This is a genomic window from Simiduia aestuariiviva, assembly GCF_014192475.1.
Lineage (GTDB): Bacteria > Pseudomonadota > Gammaproteobacteria > Pseudomonadales > Cellvibrionaceae > Simiduia > Simiduia aestuariiviva.
Genome location: NZ_JACHXZ010000002.1, coordinates 685,463 through 705,682, shown reverse-complemented (window position 1 = coordinate 705,682; position 20,220 = coordinate 685,463). Strand labels below are relative to the sequence as shown.

Below are 20,220 nucleotides of genomic sequence, written 5' to 3'. Positions count from 1 at the left end.
TGTGTCCATAATAGAGAAGCGCGTCTGAATTCTGAATAGCGTATTGTGCATCCGTCGCAATGCGCCCAGGCCTGATCCGGAGTGATTATGAGCTATCTCACACCGCCTGAACGCTTTAAGCGTCTGCCCGGCCTCACGCATTGGGGCCGGGGCCTGCCGCCGCTGTCTGAAGCGGTACCGGCCATGGAAGCTTGGTTTCGCACTCCCGTGGGTCAGGAGATACTTAGCCGTGAACTGCAGCAGGTGGATGAAGTTTTGCAGTGCCTGTTTGGCTATCATCTGTGCCAGTTGAGCGTGTGTCGAAATTTAGAGTTGACGGCTACCAGTCGCATTCTGCACCGATTTAGCTTAAATCCGCTGTCACCCACGGGAGATCAAGATCACGGTCCCGCGGCGTTGGCGCTGCCAGAGCAGTTACCCCTGCCCGCCGAAAGTACGGATGTGGTCTTGCTGCACCATATTCTTGAGTTTTCCAACCGTCCCCATCAGGTGTTGCGCGAGGCCGCGCGGGTGCTTATGCCACGTGGCCATCTGGTTATCGTCGGCTTTAACCCTTGGAGCCTGCTGGGCGCCTGGAAGGCCTTGGCCACGTGGAGTCGGGAGCCCCACTGGCGCTACCAAGCGCTTTCTGTGCGGCGGCTGACCGACTGGTTGCGCCTGTTGGATATTGAAGCCAGCAGCCTCAGTCGAGGGTTTTACCGGCCGCCAGTGCAGGGACTGCGCGCACTGTCGATGCTTCAGACGTGGGACAGCTGGTGCGAGCGCTGGCAGTGGCAGGGCGGTGGCTTTTATGTGCTGGTTGCGCGCAAGGAGGTGACGCCCCTGACGCCAATACGGCCGCTGTGGGCTGCAGGCGAAGTGTTGCAAGGATTGGGCGCGGGTAGCTTGCCCAAGTCCAATAAGGTGGCGCGGCGCCAAGCGGCACCGCCTCGCAATCGAGGCTACAAAAACCCGCCCTCACAATCCTGATCTGGTATCCTCTGCGCTTAATTTTTACCTCGGTGGTGCACGACCGCCGAGGTGTTTTACTGAACTAAGGACGCGTGTGAAAAAGGTTGAGTTGTTTACCGATGGCGCCTGTAAGGGCAATCCTGGCCCCGGCGGTTGGGGGGTATTGATGCGCTACGGCGGCCAAGAAAAATCCCTGTGTGGGGGCGAGGCCCACACCACCAACAATCGCATGGAACTAATGGCCGCCATCGAGGGGCTTAGGGCGCTCACAGAATCCTGTGAAGTGCTGCTCACGACTGACTCCCAGTATGTGCGGCAGGGCATCACTAGCTGGATGGCCAAGTGGAAGCGCAACGGCTGGAAAACGGCCAGCCGTCAGCCGGTGAAAAATGAAGACCTCTGGCGCGCGCTCGATGAGCAAGCGGAGCGGCACGTAATCGAGTGGGCTTGGGTCAAGGGCCACTCGGGCCACCGCGAAAATGAAATTGCCGATCAATTGGCCAATTTGGGCATCGAAAAAGCGCGCGGCTAATTTTCGATTTTTTACCACCACACAGATAAAAGCGTTTTGTTATGCGTCAAATAGTTCTCGACACAGAAACCACCGGTATCGATCCCAATCAAGGCCACCGCATTATTGAAATTGGCTGCGTTGAATTGGTCAACCGCAAGCTCACGGGCCGGCACTACCATCAGTACATCAATCCCGATCGGGAGGTAGAGCAGGGCGCTATGGATGTGCATGGTATCTCCAACGAATTTCTGGCTGATAAACCTTTTTTTCGTGCGATAGCGGATGACTTTTTGGCCTTCGTGGATGGCGCTGAGTTAGTCATTCACAACGCGCCCTTTGATGTGGGCTTTATCAATCACGAGTTTCGGTTGCTGGCCGATGGCAAGCGCAATATCGAAAATTACTGTGGCGTGGTCGATACCTTGGCCTTGGCTCGAGCCAAGCACCCCGGCCAAAAAAATAACCTAGATGCGCTGTGTAAACGCTACGGTGTGGACAACTCTCAGCGCGATCTGCACGGCGCCTTACTCGATGCCGAAATCTTAGCCGACGTCTACCTGTTGATGACCGGCGGTCAGGAGGCCCTGTCCTTCGCCTCGGCAAGCGAGCAAAAACAATCGGGCGGCAGCCAGGGCATTCGTCGTCTAGATGCCAATCGTGCGCCGTTGCCGATATTGCAAGCGGATGCCGCGGAATTATCTGCACACCAACAAAAGCTGGAAAAATTGCAAAAGGTGTCGGGGGCTTGCCTGTGGTTGCAGCCCAGTGAATGACGGATTTTCCTGGATTGCGCAGGCGCCGGAATTTGTGGTGGTCAATAAAATGCCCGGCTGTGACTTCCATTCAAGCCCAGCGCAACCCGGTTTGGTGGTGCAGGTAAGCGAGGCCCTCGGACAGCGGCTCTGGCCCGTGCACCGGCTGGATAAAATGACCTCCGGGCTCGTGCTATTGGCGCGCTCGGAAGCCGCGGCGCGAATTTTTGGTGAATTGTTTGCTGCGCGCACCATGGAAAAGTTTTACTTGGCGATTGGTGTTGGCAAGCCCAAAAAAAAGCAAGGCTTGGTGGCTGGCGACATGGTGCGCAGTCGGCGCAGTTGCTGGAAGCTCAGCCCCAGCGTCAATAACCCTGCCATTACTCAGTTCTTTAGTCAGGGGCTGGGTGAAAAACAGCGGCTCTATTTGTTAAAACCACACACGGGTAAAACCCATCAGTTGCGTGTAGCGCTCAAGAGCTTGGGTGTTGCCATCGTGGGCGACCCCCTCTATGGCGGCGCGATGGAAGGCGATGCTGCCTTGGCGCGCGGGCATTTACATGCGTATCAAATGGGGTTTTACGCCTTTGATCAGCATTGGCAATTTAGCGCTCAACCCAGCGGTGGTTTGTTTGATCGAGAGGCCACGCAACAGCTGCTGCGCGATCACTTTCATGCGCCTGCGGCGTTGCCGTGGCCAGCCTTACCTGCGAGCTTGGTGCAATGATTAATTCTGTGCGCGCGACGGTCTGCGTTGTGTTGCTGCTCGGTGTGGTCGGTGCGGGCGTTGTGTGGTGGCAGCGTGCGCCCTCGGCGCCGAGCCTGCCAGAAAATGTTACCGAATTAATTCCGGCAGAGTGTTGGTTTACGCCCGAAATGCCTGCGGATTGCTACCGTTTGCGGGTGGTAGATGCGGGGCAGACGTTCGAGTTGCCCGTGGTGATATTGAGGGCAGATCAGCCCAGCCAAGCGGCGGTTTTGTATTTGTCGGGCGGGCCGGGTGGCAGCGCTTTTTTGTCGTCGGACGACATGATTTATTGGCAGGCGCAATATCGGCGTTTGGCCCTCAATGCCGACCTTGTGTTGGTGGATAGACGCGGTACCGGACTGGCGCTGCCCAATTTGCAGTGCGAAGTATATCGGCGTGATTATCGCTCGGCATTGGCCAAAAATTATTCCGCGCATCGCGAAAACGATATTATTTTTCAGTCCATGTCGGCCTGCTTTGATCAGCACTTAAGCCCCGCGCCAGAGGCGCATCGAATCGCCGTGTCGGCACTGGGTACGCAGGCCGATCGGCGCGACATGTTGGCGCTCATGTCGGCCTTGCCCTATGCGCAGTGGCATGTGTGGGGTGTCTCTTATGGGACGCGTTTAGCACTGGCCATTGCTGAGCAGGCGCCACCGACATTGGCAACCTTGGTGCTCGATTCCGTCTACCCGCCGGGTCGTGGTAGCAATGAGGAGTGGCCGCTGCTCATGAGCGAGTCCATGAACCGCTTTTTCCGTTGGTGTGATGCGAAATCCTGTGCCGATTACCGCGCGCAGACCTGGACCAGTGAGCAATTATTTCAATCGGTGCTAACCCGTTTGGATCGCCACCCCATGACCTTGTCGCTGCCCAGTTGGTACGGCGATGCGCCCTACACCTTGGTCGTTAATGGGCAGCGTTTTTTGCAGATAGCCTTTAGTGCTATTTACGATCAATACCTTTGGCCCGACATCGCTGCAACGCTGATTGAAGTGCCCAATGGGCGCGACGACGCACTGAAATCTCTGGCAGAAAACTTCATCAACAATGCCTTCGATCCGGTTTTTTCGGAGTTGGTGTTTTACGCCGCCGAGTGCAAAGACAATCTGCCCTCCGAGCGGCCGGCCGTCACTGCAGCGCTGGCGCAAAGCACCCATTATCGCCGCTATTTAGAGGGGCAAATGCAGTGGGATGTGTGCGCGGCCGATGCCTTTGAAGGTCGGCGCGGTGCAGAGCAGTTACCCACACAATTGGCGGCGCAAATTCAGGTGCCGGTGTTGATGCTCAGTGGCGCTATAGACCCCATTACCCCCGCGGAGTGGATTGAACCGCTACAAGCCACCTTGCCCCAATGGCAGTCGGCGGTGTTTGCTGATGTGGGTCACGCGGTGGTGGCCAGCGACGCGTGTGCCGAGCAGCTTTTAGCCAGTTTTGTGCACAGTCCGCTGCAAAAATTGCGCGTACAGGGGGAGGGGTGTAGGTCTGATCAGATTCAGTTGCAATACGGTGGCGGGGTTCATTAATCCCGGTTTTATCGGTTGTGGTGTTTTGACAAAAGTCGGTAGAATTGCCGCCTTTTTTCCGTTGTAGTCAGCATGAAACTCATCGTTGCCATTCGAGCGAAAAATACACAAGCTGCCCGCCAATTGTTGGCGGAGTGCCCGTGCGCCATCCTTAAGAGCCGGTTGGAATCGCAAGATCCTGCGCTGCGCAATTTGGTGGAGGGTTGCTATGCCCGCGGTTTGCTCTGCGAGCGCGAGGGCTTGGGCGTGCACTGGTTGCTGGTGGAGTCGGAATTGGCGGTATCGAGCTGGCGTGAGCGGGCCGGCGTCGAGGTCTGTTTCACTGAGCCCTGGTTGCGCCAGCAGGCATTGGCCATTCGCTATTTGAAGGGCGTGGCCTATTGCGATGCGGCGGCGGCATGGGCGGAATTTCTTCCTTGGTCCGGCCGTGAGCCCACCGCTATTCAACAGGGGGACGGCGTGGATTGGGCGGGGCTGCCCTTGACGCCGCTGCCCGCGCCTAGCCCGCAGCCGGTCGCAATCACGCCAGACCAGCAAGACGCAGCGCCAGCGACACCTAAGCAGCGGGGTTGGCGCAAGCGCAAGCCCTCTGACAGAGCCGCCATGAATCAACAGCCCCGCGCGCGGAGATCAAACCGTTCGAATACACGCGCGCAAGGGTCAGTTGTTGAAGCCAGTGGGGAGTTGCCGTTTGGGTCTGAGACGCCGGCGCCCGCTGCGCGCAAGGCCGCCGTAAAGTCCGGCGCTAAGAAGCGCCGCAAGCCCGTGGATGAAGAGCAGCTGGATTTATTCGTTTAGGCGCCCATCACCGCACTGGCGTTGTCGTTGGTGGCCACGCGATTGCGGCCCTGATGTTTGGCGCGGTAGAGGGCTTTGTCGGCCTGTTCAAACAATGCTTTTGCACTCATTTTGGGTTGCCATTGGGCGAGTCCTAGGCTGGCGGTAACCTTCAAACAGTGGTCGCCCTGTTGGATGTCGAGCAAAACGATGGCCTCGCGCACCCGTTCAGCAATAATTTCCGCCCCGCGCACATCGGTGTTGCTCAATACCACCATAAATTCCTCGCCGCCGTAGCGGAAGGTCATGTCGGTGGCGCGCGCCACCTGCATGATGGTTTGGGCCACTTCGTGTAGCACCTCGTCACCCACGGCGTGGCCGTAGCGGTCATTGATCTGCTTGAAGTAATCCAAGTCCACCATCATCAGCGACAGCGGTTGCTGATAGCGCTCGGCCAGTTGCAGCTCGCGGCGGATGGCGGTGTCCATGGCCACGCGGTTGCCGGTGCCGGTGAGGGCGTCGTGCAGGGCGGCTTTGAGCGCGTCGTGGTATTGCAAGGCGTTGCGCAGTGGGTGGATCAGCGTGCCGAGCAAGGATTCAATGCGGGCCATTTCGGCTTCGCTAAATCGCTTGGCGCGATTAAAGCGAATTTCACCTAAATCGTCTCGGGGTGTGATGAGCCGGTAGTCGCAGTGGTGGCGGTTGTCTTGGCCCAGCGACAGGTGGATACCGCGCGTTGGGTGGCGGTAGCTCAAGCCGCCGATGGGCAGCTGTTGATTCAAGTATTTGATGAAAATATCCAGCAGGGTTTGCACATCCAGTGTGGTTTGCAGGGCGTGCACCAGCTTGTGCCGCAGGTCAGGGTCTTCCTGAATGGCAATGCGGGTGAGCGTGCGTTTGTTGCTCAGGTTGCTGCGCAGTGGTGTGACCTGATTGGATTCCTGCATGGTGTACCCCTCGGCTTGCAGGCTCTAGTACCTGCACACGTAATTCACGCTCGCTAATGGCGAGCCAGTAATGCGATGAGGCGAAAAGCGTGCCATCTTTTCTTTTCTTAAAAATACTTATAAAAAACAATAGCTTAAAAATATTTGTGGCAACTCCCGTGCGGGTCTGGACGATTTTTTGACGCCTTGGCGGCAAGGCCAGCTGGCGAGCGGCGATTTTTTGCCGCTTGAAATGCTGTATAAAAACACAGTATTCTGATCTGCTCATAATCACCCGCTTTGGAGGATTGGCATGCATCAGGCGTCATCACCTCAGTTAGAACAACTGCTGCGCCAGCGCACGGACCTGTGGCGTGCGCGCTCGGCTATTCGCAGTCGGCCGGTCGTGGCCACCGGTTTTCCCGATCTCGATGCCGCTCTGCACGACGGCGGTTGGCCCTTGGGCGCCAGCACAGAGCTGCTGGCGCAGGGGCTGAATTGGCCGCTGGTGCTGCCCGCATTGCTGCGTCGGTTGCCGGGCCATGTGCTGCTGATTAATCCACCGCTATTGCCCAGCGCCACCTATTTAGCCGTGCATGGGCTGGCGCCCGAGCAGTTGTGGGTGCTCCGCGATGCCAGTTTGCGCGACAGTTTATGGGCTGCCGATCTGGCGTTGCGCGCCGGTTGCTGTGCGCTGGTCTGCCAGTGGTTGCCGGTGCGCGGCGTGACCGACCGCGATTTGCGCCAGCTGCAACAGGCCGCCAGCCGAGGCGACAGCTGGCACTTGCTAGTGCGCCCGCCCGCGGCTGCCGCGCAGGCGGCGCCCGCCGCCTTGCGCCTGCTCGCCGAGCCCAGGGCAGACGGCTTGGCGCTCACTCTGCTCAAGCAGCGCGGGGGCTGGGCCGGTCAGCAGCTGTCCTTGACCCTGTGGCCCGAACTGGCACAGCGACACACCGCGCCAGTGGAGACTTGGCCGGTGCACCTAGAGCCCTTGCCTCAGCTGCCCGAGCGGGCTGTGCCGGTGCGCTCTGCGGTACTGGCGTCACTGGTTAACGCTTAGGTGGCGGCGGTGTCGGTTTCTGGTCAGTGGGTGGAGGGGGGCGAGCGCTGGCTGTGCTTGTATTTCCCCACGCTCGCCATCGACTACTGGCAGCGGCAGCAGGCGGAGCCGGCGGCGCTGGCCTTGCACGAGGGTGCACGGCTCGTGATGTGCAGCGGCGCTGCGCGGTTGGCGGGCGTCGAGGCGGGCATGAGTTTGGCCAGCGCCCAAGCCCTTTTGCCCACCATTGTCTTGCGGCCCTATGAACCGGCTCACGAACAATCACTGCTGCAGGCGCTGGCCCAGTGGGCCTATGGTTTTACCTCCTCAGTCATGCTCGAACCGCCGCACCGTCTGGTGTTGGAATTGGCCGCCAGTTTGCGCTTGTTTGGCGGTTTGGCTGCGCTGTTGGCGCGCTTGAGCGCAGAGCTACAAGCATGGGGTTGCGAGGTCGCCCTAGGGCTGGCGCCGACGGCGGCAGGCGCGCGTTTACTGGCCGTGGCGCAAAGTGCAGAGGGGCACCCAGAGTTGTCCGAACAGCAGCGGGCGCTGGCGCAGGGAGATTGGCCGCACTTGCTTGCGCGCCAGCCGTTGGCGCGCCTGCCACTGGCAAAGGCGAGCCTGCAGCGGTTGCGGCGCGCGGGTTTTCAAACGGTGGGCGAACTGCTGGCCGTGCCGTTAGCCAGTATTGGGCGCCGGTTTGATCAGCCGTTGGTACAGTTGCTGCGACAGCTACAGGGGCTGTCGCCCGAGTTGGCCCAAGCGTGGGTGTTGGCGCCCGAGTTTAATCGCAGCCACGTGTTTATGTACGGCCTGACCGATAGCGCCCATCTGCAGGCGCCCATGCAGGCGTTATTGGCGGAGCTGAAGCAATTTTTACGTCAGCGCCAGTTGGTGACCCAAGGGTTGTGCTGGCGCTTTGTGCACGTGGATCGGCAGGTGAGTGAGTTGTCCGTGGGGGTACAGCGTGCGCACGGTGATACCGATGAATTTCTTAGGCTGACACAGCTCAAGCTCGAGCAATTCCGCATGCGCGCGCCGGTGGAGGTGGTGGGGCTGCGCGCCGAGCCGTTAACGGCGGCCGAGCCTGCGCCGGTGGGGCTGTTCCCAGAGCTGCGCGATGCCAGCGACGAGGCCGGGCGCTTGATCGATCGCCTGTATCAGCGGCTGTCGCCTGCGCAACTGTTTAGCGTGCAGCTGCAAGACGAGCACCTGCCCGAATACCAGCAGTGTCCCGTGCGGGTGCAGGCGCGCCGACCCACCTTGCCGGCGGTCGCCGCTACCGGCCTGTTGAGTCCGTGGTTGTATCCCGATCCATTGCCCTTGCAGCAGCGGCGCGGGCAGTTGGTGTGGCAGGGCGAAATATTGACGTTGGTGAGCTTGGCCGAGCGCATGGACAGCCACTGGTGGGCCGAGCGGCAGCGGCGCGACTATTTTGTGGCGCGCGCGGGGCACCGCTATGTGCGCATCTTTTTTTGCCATCAACGGCAGCAGTGGTTTGTGGCGGGTTGTTATGTTTGCTGAGTTGCATTGCGTCAGCAATTTTTCGTTTTTGCGCGGCGCGTCTCGGCCCGAGGAACTGGTGTTGCGCGCCCATGAGTTGGGCTATAGCGCGCTCGCCATCACCGATGAATGCTCCTTTGCCGGCGTGGTAAAGGCCCATGTGGCCGCTAAGGCGGTGGGCTTGCACCTGATTGTGGGCAGTGAGTTTTGCGTGGCCGACAAACACGCCGAGCTCGCCGATATCCAGCTGGTATTGCTGGCCAGTAATCGCACTGCCTACAGTGAGATTTCCGCGCTCATTACCCGCGCGCGGCGGCGTGCCGCCAAGGGCAGTTATCAATTGTTTGTGCAGGATTTACAGTTTGGCACACAGCAGTGTTTAGCAATTTTTTTGCCCAATCGCGATCAGTCCGCCGCCCTACAGTCGGCCCAATTGGCCGCGTTGCAGCGCTTTTTTAAACGGCGTTTGTGGCTGGGCGTGAGCCTGTTGGGGGAGGGCGATGATCAGTCTCACTATCAGCGGTGTGTGCAGTTAGCTACGCAGCACGCCGTGAGCATGTTGGCCTGTAATGGCGTGCACATGCATGCGGCCACCCGCAAACCTCTGCAAGATGTGCTCACTGCCACCCGCCACAATTGCACCGTGATGGCGCTGGGGCGTAGGCGTTTGCGCAATGCCGAGCGCTACCTGCGCCCGCTCGAGCGATTGGCGCAGGTGTATCCGGCTGAGTTGCTGCAAGAAAGCGTGCACGTGGCGGGCCTGTGTCAATTTTCTATGGGGGACTTGCGCTACGAATACCCGCCGGAAGTGGTGCCCAAAGGGCAGACTGCCAGTGAATATTTGGCGCACTTGACCTATCAGGGCGCCGCGCAACGTTGGCCACAGGGCACGACGCCGGCCATGGAAAAGCAATTGGTCAAAGAGTTGTCGCTCATCAAAGAGCTGGCCTACGAATACTATTTTTTAACGGTGTACGATCTGGTGCGCTTTGCGCGCGAGCGCGATATTTTGTGTCAGGGCCGTGGCTCCGCAGCCAACTCGGCGGTGTGTTACTGCTTGGGTATTACCGAGGTGGACCCTGCGCAAAGTGATTTACTGTTCGAGCGCTTCATCTCCAAAGAGCGCAACGAGCCGCCCGATATTGACGTCGATTTTGAGCACGAGCGGCGTGAGGAAGTCATTCAATACATCTATCAAAAGTACACCCGCGAACGGGCGGCATTGGCCGCCACGGTGATCACCTACCGCCCCAAAAGTGCGGTGCGCGATGTGGGGCGCGCGCTGGGATTGGACGCGCTGTTGCTAGAAAAAATCAGTGGCAATTTAAGTTGGTGGGACAAGCCCGCGCAAATATTGGCGCGCTTACAGGACGCGCAAGTGCCCGTCGACGGGCAGGTCATTCAGCAGTTCGTATCATTGGTGCACGATTTACTGGGCTTTCCTCGGCATTTGTCACAACACGTGGGGGGCTTCTTAATTACTAAAAGTCCCATCAGCACCTTGGTGCCCGTGGAGAACGCCGCCATGGCCGAGCGCACGGTAATTCAATGGGATAAAGAAGATATCGAAGCACTGGGCTTATTAAAAGTGGATGTGCTGGCGCTGGGGATGCTCACGGCAATTCGCAAAACCCTGGATTTAATTAACAGTTATCAAACGCCATCTATGTCGATAGGCCAGATCCCCCAAGAAGATCCAAAAACCTACGCGATGTTGTGTCGCGGCGACAGCGTGGGCGTGTTTCAGGTGGAGTCGCGCGCGCAAATGGCCATGTTGCCGCGTTTGAAGCCGCGCACTTTTTACGACTTGGTGATCGAGGTGGCCATCGTGCGGCCGGGGCCCATTCAGGGCGATATGGTGCACCCCTATTTGCGCCGTCGCAACGGTGAAGAGCCGGTGACCTATCCCAGCGAAGCCATTAAACAAGTGTTGGCGCGCACCTTGGGCGTGCCGATTTTTCAAGAGCAGGTCATTAAGTTGGCCATGGTGGCGGCGGGATTTAGCGGCGGTGAGGCAGACCAGTTGCGCCGCGCTATGGCCAGCTGGGGGCGCAATGGCAACCTGTATGGGTTTCGCGACAAGCTCATGCAGGGCATGGCCGAACGCGGCCACAGCAGCGATTTTGCCGAGCGCCTTTTTAAGCAGATGCAGGGTTTTGGCGAGTACGGTTTCCCCGAGTCTCACGCCGCCAGCTTTGCTTTGTTGGTGTATGTGTCGGCGTGGCTTAAGTGCCACTATCCGGCGGCGTTTTATTGCGGGCTGATGAACAGCCTGCCCATGGGGTTTTATTCGCCGTCGCAATTGATACAAGATGCCCGTCGTCATCAAGTGCAGGTGTTGCCCTTAGATGTGTGCGCCAGCGGCTGGGATCATAGCCTCGAAAATTTAACGGCCGCCGCCGCCGTGGAGGCGTCGCCGTCACTGCGCTTGGGGTTTCGTTTGGTCAAAGGGCTGCGCGCCGACACGGTAGCGCGCATCGTGACCGCGCGCGCTGCGGCAATTTTTCGCTCCTTAAAAGATGTGCAGCTGCGCGCCTGCTTGAGTGAATCTGAGTTGGAGCAGTTAGCCGCCTGCGGTGCGCTCAGTGGTTTTCAAGGCGATCGCTATCAGGCCCAGTGGGCTGTGCTCGACTTGGATCGTGCGCCATTGTTTGAGACGCATGACGCACACGATACAGCCACCGAGGCGGCGGACGCCGCGCACTTGCCTGCCGCCAGCGACTACGACAACACGCTGCTCGACTACCAAACCCACACCTTAACGCTGGGCCGACATCCGGTGCACCTGTTGCGCGATCAGCCGCAATTTAAAAACTGTAAAAGCGCGCAAGACATACTGTCTATCAATCACGGCCGCTTTGTGCGCACCGTGGGGTTGGTAACCGGTCGCCAGCGACCGGGAACCGCCTCGGGCGTCCTGTTTATGACCTTGGAAGATGAAACCGGCAACACCAATGTGGTGGTGTGGAAATCGCTGCAAGAGCGCTTTCGGCGCGCCATTCTTACGGGCAAGCTGCTGCTGATAAAGGGCGTGGTAGAGCGCGAGGGCAGGGTGGTGCATTTAATTGCTGGGCATATTGAAGATCACTCCGAGCTGATGCCGGAACTGCTATTGTCTTCCCGGGATTTTCATTAACGCAATGTGCTACTCGCGGGCACACAAAGCAAACACTGCACTCGAGAGTAGTACAAGATCAGCAGCGTAAACAAGGAGGTTATATGAAGGTGATTAAAACCATTGCGCCAAATAAGCCCGGCGCGCGAAAATTTCTAAAACTGTATGGCGACAACTTAATCGCAGTGCGCTACCGCAAGGCAGCCGGCCGCCGGTTAATTACCATAGAAATCCTAGTGGACGAATACAGTGCGCCCCAAGACAGTGGCGGCCCGCGCGTCAATCATCAGGAAAATCGCGAGCCCGTAGGCTTTCATTTGAATTTTGATCAGCATCAATTGCGCGCGCAAGCCAAGGCCCTTGGGGCCCGCTGGAGCCAGCACCAAAAACTCTGGTATCTCCCGCGCCACCAAGTCGTTGCGTTGGGGTTGGTCAACAACATCGTAGCCGGTGCCGCCGAGCGCTGTGTCGATGTAGATCTGCTCCTCAACGATGCCGGTGAACCCAGCTACGAATAACCCGCCTTAACTGCATTGCTTTAGGCGGCCGAGGCGCGGTCAGCAAGCCAACTGCCTCCGGCCCCCGGCCAAACGCACAACCTGCACTGCCGTCAGTGGTAACACCAACGGCATTGCGCCAACCCCCGTTGCCATAGCGGCAACCACTTAATCCACCAATTCAAATCTACCGATATCGTCGCCTCAACGGTGTCTGCAAAATATACGGCGGGTCTACATCTAGACATGCCTATATTTAGGCATGTCTAGATGTAGACTCAACGAAAGCATGAATGCCTAAATATAGACTTGCATGCGGCTAGATATAGACACGGCCTAGTCTAGATGTGGCATTATTCGGGCAGGAAAGGGGGGCGTGTCTAGATGTATACACTGGCATGTCTAGAAATGGCCGGCGAGACAGATGTAGACTCGCTGTTTAATAAGACTGTTATACAGGGTCGATAATGAAGCACCTACCATTTCTACTATCAGTTTGCTTTTCGCTTGCTTCATGTGCAACGTACAAGGTTGAAACATCTGAGGATTTTGCTTTCTCCAAGCTTGAAGGTCAGAGCTCGGATAATATCCGGACCCAAAAGAAAAATGATTATCCCCAAGGTTTCCAATGCTTTGAGCCTATGATGTTTGTACTGACTTTAGGGGTGGTTCCTACGCACTGCGTTGACGATTATGAAGTGAAGGTAGGAGAAGAAATCGCGGGTGACGCCAAAGTTACGGTAATGGCCGGTTGGGTACCGCTTTTCATGAGCGCACTGCCTAAATGGAAATACGGAAGCGACCCCAATCTTCCAGCAGAACTTATTGAAGCGGCCGAGAGTGCCAACTAATGTATAACAATCGCGTCAAAGGCGACGCTCGTACCTCGCGCGCTTTACGCGGGCGTTAAGTGAAAATGCTAATCCGAATACTCGATTTTATAAAAACAGGAAAATTTGGGCCTGTTGAAATAGGCATGAGCAAAGCCAAAGTATTAGAGGTGCTTGGCCCACCTGACGATGATACAGACCTTGATGGCCCAGGAAGTATATTGCTATACGCATGGTATGAATTGTTTTTTGATCCTGATGGAATTTTAAAGTCAATCCAAAATGATAACTATAATCCAAAGGATACCGGTACTTACTTTTTTGAAAACGAAAAGTTTTCTATCGACCCATGGTTTTTAAACGAGGTGCAGGAACAGAATATAGAAAGCATTAGTAGGTTGCTGTCGGATAATGGAATAAAGTTTGAAATCGTTGATTACTACGGAAGAAACGTACTTAAAGTAAATTCCGGAGTCATAGTTGATTTCGATGAAGATGAAAACGAAAATGGTATAAAAGAATTAATCGGTGTAAGGTATTGGCCGTAGAAAAATCACTTAACAAGTGACTATGGTCGAAAGTCAACCTCTTAGGCCATTTTCTCGTCCCAATAAGTGTTGTTTTTTACCATCGTATTTAGGATTGTTAGTTGCTTTCGCATGCAGGCAATAAGGGCTACTTTTTTCGGCTTGCCTGCTGTCACCATTCTCTCGTACATGGGTTTCAGTTTTGGATGACACTGAATTGCTGACATCATAGATACGAACAGCACTGTGCGCACTCTGTGCCTTCCACCACGAATGTAGCGCTTTCCTTGAAAGCTACCGCTGTCGCGATTCATAGGTGCTATGCCTACCAGCGCAGCGATTTCTTTTCGATTCAACTGACCAAGCTCTGGCAGCTCACTCATCAGTGTATAGGCCAATACATTTCCGACACCTTTTGCGCTTAATAGGAGATCGCGTTTCTGCCGCCACTCAGCAATGCTGTTAATCAGTTTGTCGAGTGCCTTATCGATACTTTTCAGCTCCTTTTTTATTGCTTTCAGTATCGCGTGAATGGGCTTGTGAACTGACTTCGGCATGCGCTTAAGTCGATTCTTCTGCATAGTGCTCATTTCTAAGCACTGGCTTCTGAAAACAAGTAAGTCACTGATAGCCCTAAGTTTTTCGGGCTTAATTGATGAAAGCCGCGGCTTCATGGCCTCCCCAAAATGGGCAATATCCATGGCGTCTAGTTTGTCTGTTTTTGCTACTCGGCCAGCAGACTTGGCAAAGCTCCTGACGTGGCCTGGATTGCACACGACAATGGGAAGTCCAGCCTTATGAGCTGCACAAACGAACTCCAGTTCCAGCCGCCCTGTGGACTCTATGAGTACACGTTTAGGTTTAAGTTTCTGTATCCGTTTTACAGCGTCTTTGATACCAGCTGTGTCATTGCAGACGCTGAAAAACTGGCCAATAGGTCTCACATAAATATCGAGTTGCTTGCTGCTTGTATCGATACCAACATTGATCTCTGACGTATCCATAAGATAAGCTATCTCCGCCTTGCTATTCGGGCTCGAGGCCCACATGACTATTCGAGTTATGCCTAGTGAGTGTCTATCACGTTCATACTTGTTATCGGTCTTAACGAACCTGGCAATCATCGAACTGTGATAAACAAGGCCTTCGGTGGCCGCCGAAGGTGGGTCTCAATTTACCCGTTAGCGAAAAGGATGTTCAACACCAAAATGGCACATTTCCAACCATACAAGCAAAGGCAGCATCGCCCTGTGGGCTGGACGCGCTAACGCGCGCCGCTGCTTTGGGCGTTATGGGTAATTAAGAGTGAATATATTGAAAGCCTCAATAATCTTTATCCTTTTGTTTATCTCGACATCTTCGGCATTTGCGGTTGATGAGAGATATAGAGATAAGGTTCAAACGATTATTGACTTATTTTCTGATGGAAATAAGGAAGGCCTTTCAAAGCTGATTAAATACCCTCTAGAGCGCCAAGCACCGATATCTAGCGTTAAAAACGCTAAAGAAATGGTAGAAAGGTTCGATGATGTCTTTGATCAAGAATTCGTATCAATGATTACTTCTTCGACCCCGGATGAATGGAGCTTGATGGGCTGGAGAGGTGTCATGTTCAAAAGTGGACTATTGTGGATGGATCTCGACGGGACTATTTGGAGCGTCACCTATCAATCTCAAATTGAAGAGCAAATCAAAGACAACCTAATCCTGTCTAAAAAACAAACTTTACACAAGTCGGTAAAGCAATTTTCTAAGCCTGTTTTAGAGTGGAAAACATCTAAGTTTCATATAAGGGTAGATGATTTAGGCCGTTACAATTATCGTTATGCCGTGTGGCCCATTGGTGTTCCTCATAGCAATAAACCTGATTTAGTGCTGGAACATGGCGAGCTTGAGTTTGACGGTAGTGGTGGAAATCGTTCGTACACCTTTACTAACGGTAAATACAAATATAAGTGCTTTGTGTGGGCATTAGGTACTTCTACGTCTCCCCCGGGAATTCTTGAAGTTTTCCGAGGAGACGAGTTGTTGCTTTCTGATCATGTTGTTGAGGTGGTGCACAATTAAACCTCAAACCCATAGCAAAGTTATCTACGTAAAGCCCAGCCTACGGCAGGCCGGACCTCAGTTGCTTTGCAACTTCGGCCCGTAATAACGGCGTTAGATCACTTTAAACATCCAACAAGGAATAACAATGACTGAAGAAGTAGAACTTAAATGGATTTCTGGATTTTGGAGAAGAATCGGCGCGCTATTCATAGATACTTTGATACTTGGTGCTACAGGTTTAGTACTAGGACTATTTCTTGAAAGCTTTTTTGTTCAAATTGGGGCATGGGGGCGTCTAGTTGGCTTCTCGATAGCACTCATTTACTTTGGCGTCATGAATAGCTCTATCACAGGCGGCCAAACAATAGGTAAAAAGGTCTTAAAGCTTAGAGTGGTTGACTCCAAGAATGTGCCCATAAGCCTTGGGAAATCGATAATCCGTTATTTCATTCTAGGGATTCCTTTCTCTTTAAACGGGGCTCAGTTTTCTAATGAGGCGATGCTTTCTTTTCTTATGTATCCGCTTTCTTTAATTATCTTTGGCGGTCTTTTTTCAATATTATACTTATACATATTCAACAGAATTACCCGCCAGTCATTACATGATCTTGTCGTTGGCACCTATGTAGTAAATGCGAACGTAGAACAACAAGAGCTCGGAAAGGTCTGGAGTGTTCATCTCATAATAGTAGCGATACTATTTCTCGCAGCTGCCGTCGTTCCCGCTTTCACTAAACAGTTAGCTCAAAGCGAACCATTCAAGGGTATGCTGGAAGTTCAATCGGCACTATCAAATAACCCAAGCGTCGCTTACGCAACAATATCGTCAGGTTCTTCAACATTCAGTTCGACTAATGAAGAAACTAAAACAACGACATATGTAAGCAGCCAGGTGTTTCTAAGAGCAGATAACGTTAGTGATGTTGAGCTTGCTCGTAGGCTAGCGTCTATCGTTATTGCCAATTATCCTCAGGCGCTTCAAAAAGATACAGTTCAAATTACGCTGACATATGGTTACGACATAGGCATTGCTTCCAGTTGGTCTAACCATGCACATAATTTCAATCCACGCGAGCTTCAAAGTGCGGAGTAGGCGTAATCTAACAAGTTGCGTAAGCGGGACAAGAAAATAAAAGGACATCCACTCTAATAAGAGGAAAAAATACCATTCGCATCTGACGACAATGCTAAGTCAGTTCTCGAATCTAAGGAAAAAACCCCTAGCTTGGTTTGTTTTAAAGGTTGGCAGGGCTTTTTTTCGATGGAATTCAAAATGTGTGTGATTTGTTTCACGGCGATGCACTGCAATTGCAGTAGCGGTATTAAATTTTCAATGAGTATCTAAAGTCAGGTAAGCAGTTTGGCTTGCGCCAATCCTGGGCTTCGGCGGTAGCCTAAGGTTTCGCACACCTGCTTTAGTTTTTGAGTGGCGCCGACAAGACCTTTAAATCGACTCTCGAATTGTGTGCTGCAATAGAGCCAGTGCTTCGGATCTATTTGCAGTCGTACCAGCAGTGGTGCCAACATTGTTGGTATGTGGCCACGTTTGTCTGTGCGAATAATTTTTCCTGTCCAATCCAGCAGCTCTAGGTAATCGGTTAGACGGAAGGGTAGGCCGTCGGGCATGTCTTTTCTAGGGTTTCCAGCAAATGCGCGTAGATTGCTGGGTTGCCCATTAGGGTGATTTGGACTGTGAGCCTGTGCGGCTTTAGCGATCCGCAATTTGGCCGATGTGTAATCGGATGCCTCTGGCGTTTTTGCCATACGCGCACGAATGGGGTTGAGATCAACGTATGCCATACAGGCGGCTAGTGCTTTTTCGTCGAGCAAGGCTTGAGATTTAAAGCGACCTTCCCAGAAACGGCCTGTACAGTTATCTTCTGCGTTTGCTTCACGTGCGATGGTTTCATTGATCAAGCGCATAAACCAACTAATGCTGGTTAGTCGATCACGCCAGTTTTTGATGCAGATGTTGAGCGCATCTCGTTCTGCTAGCGTTATCTTTTCACCTAATAGATAGCGTCGACTTAGCAGATTACCTTTGAATAAACTGTGCCAGCGTTCAATCACCTCTTCCGAGGACCAGTTATTGGACTTCTCAGTGTTGATATAACACACGACGTGGTAGTGGTTTGACATGACTGCGTAAGCGCAAACGTCGATGGCAAAAATACGGGCCAATAATAAAATACGTTCTTCTATCCATCCTCGTCTGTGCTCAAACGAGCGGCCTTGGTGCTTGCCACATAAAAATGCACGGCGTACACAGCGCGACACACAGTGGTAGTAGGGGGTCGTTTCTGTGGCGATAAGCAGCTTGCGTGGCCGTGTCATCCTTGAGTCCTCAGGCTGTGAAAGGACTTTATAAGTTATAGCATGCGGTGTCGCCTAGGGATCAAAAGTGTGAATTTTCGTTTTTGGATAGTAGTTTCTTATTAGCGTGGCTGTCCTTGCTTGGGGTTCTGTCCTTGCTTGGGGTTTTAGCGTGGCTGTCCTTGCTTGGGGTTCTGTCCTTGCTTGGGGTTTTAGCGTGGCTGTCCTTGCTTGGGGCTTGCTTGGGGCTTGCTTGGTTGAAGTTATAAGACTTTTGCGATAAATCACCGTATTGGGCTAATATTCATGGGTGTCGAGCTTTCATTGAAGCACAATGGTTACGTTAATTTTTTGAATAAACTAGGGGATAACCGATGAAAAATAATATTCTAGTGGCACTGTTCTTAGGTCTATTTGTACTTCCAGCCTTTGCTGAAAGCCCGGATGGCGTCGGCAAGGAGAAGAGGGCCGAAGCGCAGGCGTTGGCGCAGGAGTCGGCTATGGATGCAAAAGATGATATGGATGAAGAGGCTGGTCGGGTCAAGGAGAGAATGGATAAGGGAGAGGAAAAGCTTAAGAAAGAGAAAAAACTGAAGAAAGAAAAGAAGGAGAAAAAGGAAAAGAAATATAAGAAAGAGAAGTCAGAAGTAGAGGAAGAGTTTGCGTCGAAAAAATCTGAAAAGATCAAAGGACTAGAAAAGCAAAAGGCCAAAAAATCAGAGCAGACACAAAATGAACTGGATAAGGGTTCTGAGAAAGGGCAGGAAGCCCGAAAAGAAAACAGCAAGAAGTGGTGGAAGTTCTGGGGTGAATAGATTTTAGGTGCTGATCCCCGTTGTTAGCTGATATTAACGGCCTCAGCGGGGTGTCTTGATCTGCTTGCGAAAAGTGCTTTACATATCTAAATCCCATTTGGCAATGTATTTCCATTCTCCTATCTTTAAGTTTATGTCGCGCTGTATGTATGGCGGTTTACCTAAATTCCAGGCCGCAACTTTTGTTCAACCCGCTTTTGTCAGAGTTTATCCCGTTACATATTGAATCCGTATGTGCCGTGATTACACCTCCTGCGTATCCTGCCCCGATAATTTCTAGATTTTTCGTTTTAGATGCACGTTTTTAGTGAGTTTAAAGGGCTGAAAAAGCAGGCGATAGATATTTTATTGTGGATTAGTTAAGTTGCTACGTTTAAGGTATTCAAACGCGCCATTACCAGTAAAGTTAGGTGGCCGAAATATTACGCAGGGACGGCCGTAGTAATGACTGTTAATACTCAACTAGCTATCACTTGGGCAATCGCACTGGTGTTTACGTTAATAGGCTGTGGCTCCGGTGGTGGTTCTAGCTCAGGGGTTATTGCGACCAATCCCGATGTGATCACTGAGGGTGGTGCAGGCGCACCGGTGCCGGACAATACAACTAATGATAGCTACCGGATATTGCTATTGGGTAACAGTCACGTTGGGCCGATTGGCGGCATTATTCAAACGCTGGTTAGCGTTAATCAAACCGGTAAAACTGCGGTTACAAAATTGGCGCCAGGCGCAAAATTCTTAGATGAACGCATAGACGATGGCGAAACCTATGCAACGCTCACGGGAAGTCAATGGACGCACGTCATTTTGCAGGGGCAAAAGTATTCCATGAGCGCCGGTGCCATTTACCCCACAAGTGCGGCAGAGCTATGGGTAAAGCGAAGTAAAGATCAGGGTGCCACCCCAATACTGTTTCCTGAACATCCGCAACGTGGAAATGCGGAAGAAGGACGCATGCTATACGACCTGCATAAGTCGATTGCCGCAAAAGAGTTGTCATGTGTAGCGCCGATCGGTTTGGCGTGGGATGAGGCGTTGGCCAGAAATGGCAATTTGCCGCTGCATAATGCCGATGGTAATCATGCGTCCCCCACTGGAGCCCTGCTCACAGCATTGGTGTTTTACCAAATCATTACAGGCGAACTTGCAGTCGCTTTGCCCTACGTGTCGGAGTTTGATGTGGACGAAGATACCCAGACACTGCTGCGTCAAGTGGCATCTGATGTGATTTTATTTAATCCGCCCTGTGAGGTGGATTGAACGTTAATGCATTAGTCCACGCAGGGCATTGGCTAAGTAAAAGGGAATTGACCCAGTAAATGGGCTGCGAGTATGGGC

The 20,220-nt window shown here is 53.5% G+C and carries 19 protein-coding genes; 16 read left to right on the top strand and 3 right to left on the bottom strand.

From position 1 onward, the window contains the following. The first annotated feature begins 87 nt into the window (after positions 1-87). From FHS30_RS08860 to FHS30_RS08835, 6 genes are all read left to right on the top strand, one after another. Positions 88-969, top strand: a complete 882-nt coding sequence (locus FHS30_RS08860; protein ID WP_183910081.1) for a class I SAM-dependent methyltransferase — start codon at positions 88-90, stop codon at positions 967-969. A 76-nt stretch (positions 970-1,045) separates the two neighbouring features. After that, positions 1,046-1,483, top strand: a complete 438-nt coding sequence (gene rnhA / locus FHS30_RS08855) for a ribonuclease HI (RefSeq protein ID WP_183910080.1) — start codon at positions 1,046-1,048, stop codon at positions 1,481-1,483. Between the two features lie 41 nt (positions 1,484-1,524). After that, entirely contained in the window at positions 1,525-2,238 is a 714-nt protein-coding gene (dnaQ, locus tag FHS30_RS08850; RefSeq protein ID WP_183910079.1) for a DNA polymerase III subunit epsilon, read from the top strand. Then, positions 2,231-2,944 (top strand): pseudouridine synthase, encoded by a 714-nt coding sequence (locus FHS30_RS08845; protein ID WP_343048980.1) that lies wholly within the window; start codon positions 2,231-2,233, stop codon positions 2,942-2,944. The genes dnaQ and FHS30_RS08845 overlap by 8 nt, the downstream gene beginning before the upstream one ends. Further along, on the top strand, positions 2,941-4,491 hold the full coding sequence (locus FHS30_RS08840; RefSeq protein WP_183910078.1) for an alpha/beta fold hydrolase: 1,551 nt from the start codon (positions 2,941-2,943) through the stop codon (positions 4,489-4,491). The genes FHS30_RS08845 and FHS30_RS08840 overlap by 4 nt, the downstream gene beginning before the upstream one ends. Positions 4,492-4,563: 72 nt before the next feature. Further along, complete coding sequence (locus tag FHS30_RS08835; RefSeq protein ID WP_183910077.1) at positions 4,564-5,289, top strand: hypothetical protein; 726 nt, start codon at positions 4,564-4,566, stop codon at positions 5,287-5,289. On the opposite strand, the gene FHS30_RS08830 is transcribed toward FHS30_RS08835, so the two are convergent. Then, positions 5,286-6,215 carry a GGDEF domain-containing protein gene (locus FHS30_RS08830; RefSeq protein WP_183910076.1) on the bottom strand — a complete coding sequence of 310 codons (930 nt, stop codon included), beginning with the start codon at positions 6,213-6,215 and terminating at the stop codon, positions 5,286-5,288. The two genes, FHS30_RS08835 and FHS30_RS08830, sit on opposite strands and share 4 nt — an antisense overlap. Positions 6,216-6,507: 292 nt before the next feature. On the opposite strand from FHS30_RS08830, the gene FHS30_RS08825 reads away from it, so the two are divergent. The 6 genes from FHS30_RS08825 to FHS30_RS08800 all read left to right on the top strand — a co-directional run bounded on the left by FHS30_RS08825 (position 6,508) and on the right by FHS30_RS08800 (position 13,726). Then, positions 6,508-7,254, top strand: coding sequence for an SOS cell division inhibitor SulA (locus tag FHS30_RS08825; RefSeq protein ID WP_183910075.1), 747 nt, complete (start codon positions 6,508-6,510; stop codon positions 7,252-7,254). Between the two features lie 9 nt (positions 7,255-7,263). Next, a complete protein-coding gene (locus tag FHS30_RS08820) occupies positions 7,264-8,757 on the top strand; it encodes a Y-family DNA polymerase (RefSeq protein ID WP_183910074.1) in 1,494 nt (497 codons plus the stop codon). Next, positions 8,693-11,872, top strand: a complete 3,180-nt coding sequence (locus FHS30_RS08815) for an error-prone DNA polymerase (protein WP_425502362.1) — start codon at positions 8,693-8,695, stop codon at positions 11,870-11,872. Before FHS30_RS08820 ends, FHS30_RS08815 begins: the two co-directional genes overlap by 65 nt. An 83-nt stretch (positions 11,873-11,955) precedes the next feature. Next, a complete protein-coding gene (locus FHS30_RS08810; protein ID WP_183910073.1) occupies positions 11,956-12,369 on the top strand; it encodes a DUF5710 domain-containing protein in 414 nt (137 codons plus the stop codon). Between the two features lie 446 nt (positions 12,370-12,815). Beyond that, positions 12,816-13,199 carry a hypothetical protein gene (locus FHS30_RS08805; protein WP_183910072.1) on the top strand — a complete coding sequence of 128 codons (384 nt, stop codon included), beginning with the start codon at positions 12,816-12,818 and terminating at the stop codon, positions 13,197-13,199. Positions 13,200-13,258: 59 nt separating this feature from the next. Continuing rightward, positions 13,259-13,726, top strand: a complete 468-nt coding sequence (locus FHS30_RS08800) for a hypothetical protein (RefSeq protein ID WP_183910071.1) — start codon at positions 13,259-13,261, stop codon at positions 13,724-13,726. A 41-nt stretch (positions 13,727-13,767) separates the two neighbouring features. Here FHS30_RS08800 and FHS30_RS08795 read toward each other — a convergent pair whose 3' ends face one another. Then, positions 13,768-14,709 (bottom strand): IS110 family RNA-guided transposase, encoded by a 942-nt coding sequence (locus tag FHS30_RS08795; protein WP_183910070.1) that lies wholly within the window; start codon positions 14,707-14,709, stop codon positions 13,768-13,770. Positions 14,710-15,010: 301 nt separating this feature from the next. Between FHS30_RS08795 and FHS30_RS08790 the strand changes: the two genes are divergently transcribed. Then, a complete protein-coding gene (locus tag FHS30_RS08790) occupies positions 15,011-15,772 on the top strand; it encodes a hypothetical protein (RefSeq protein ID WP_183910069.1) in 762 nt (253 codons plus the stop codon). Positions 15,773-15,899: 127 nt separating this feature from the next. Further along, on the top strand, positions 15,900-16,847 hold the full coding sequence (locus FHS30_RS08785) for an RDD family protein (protein ID WP_183910068.1): 948 nt from the start codon (positions 15,900-15,902) through the stop codon (positions 16,845-16,847). A 254-nt stretch (positions 16,848-17,101) separates the two neighbouring features. Here FHS30_RS08785 and FHS30_RS08780 read toward each other — a convergent pair whose 3' ends face one another. Continuing rightward, complete coding sequence (locus FHS30_RS08780) at positions 17,102-18,088, bottom strand: transposase (RefSeq protein WP_183910067.1); 987 nt, start codon at positions 18,086-18,088, stop codon at positions 17,102-17,104. A 353-nt stretch (positions 18,089-18,441) separates the two neighbouring features. Between FHS30_RS08780 and FHS30_RS08775 the strand changes: the two genes are divergently transcribed. Both FHS30_RS08775 and FHS30_RS08770 read left to right on the top strand, forming a co-directional pair. Further along, positions 18,442-18,882 carry a hypothetical protein gene (locus tag FHS30_RS08775; protein WP_183910066.1) on the top strand — a complete coding sequence of 147 codons (441 nt, stop codon included), beginning with the start codon at positions 18,442-18,444 and terminating at the stop codon, positions 18,880-18,882. Positions 18,883-19,326: 444 nt separating this feature from the next. After that, positions 19,327-20,142 (top strand): hypothetical protein, encoded by an 816-nt coding sequence (locus FHS30_RS08770; protein WP_183910065.1) that lies wholly within the window; start codon positions 19,327-19,329, stop codon positions 20,140-20,142. Positions 20,143-20,220 lie beyond the last annotated feature (78 nt).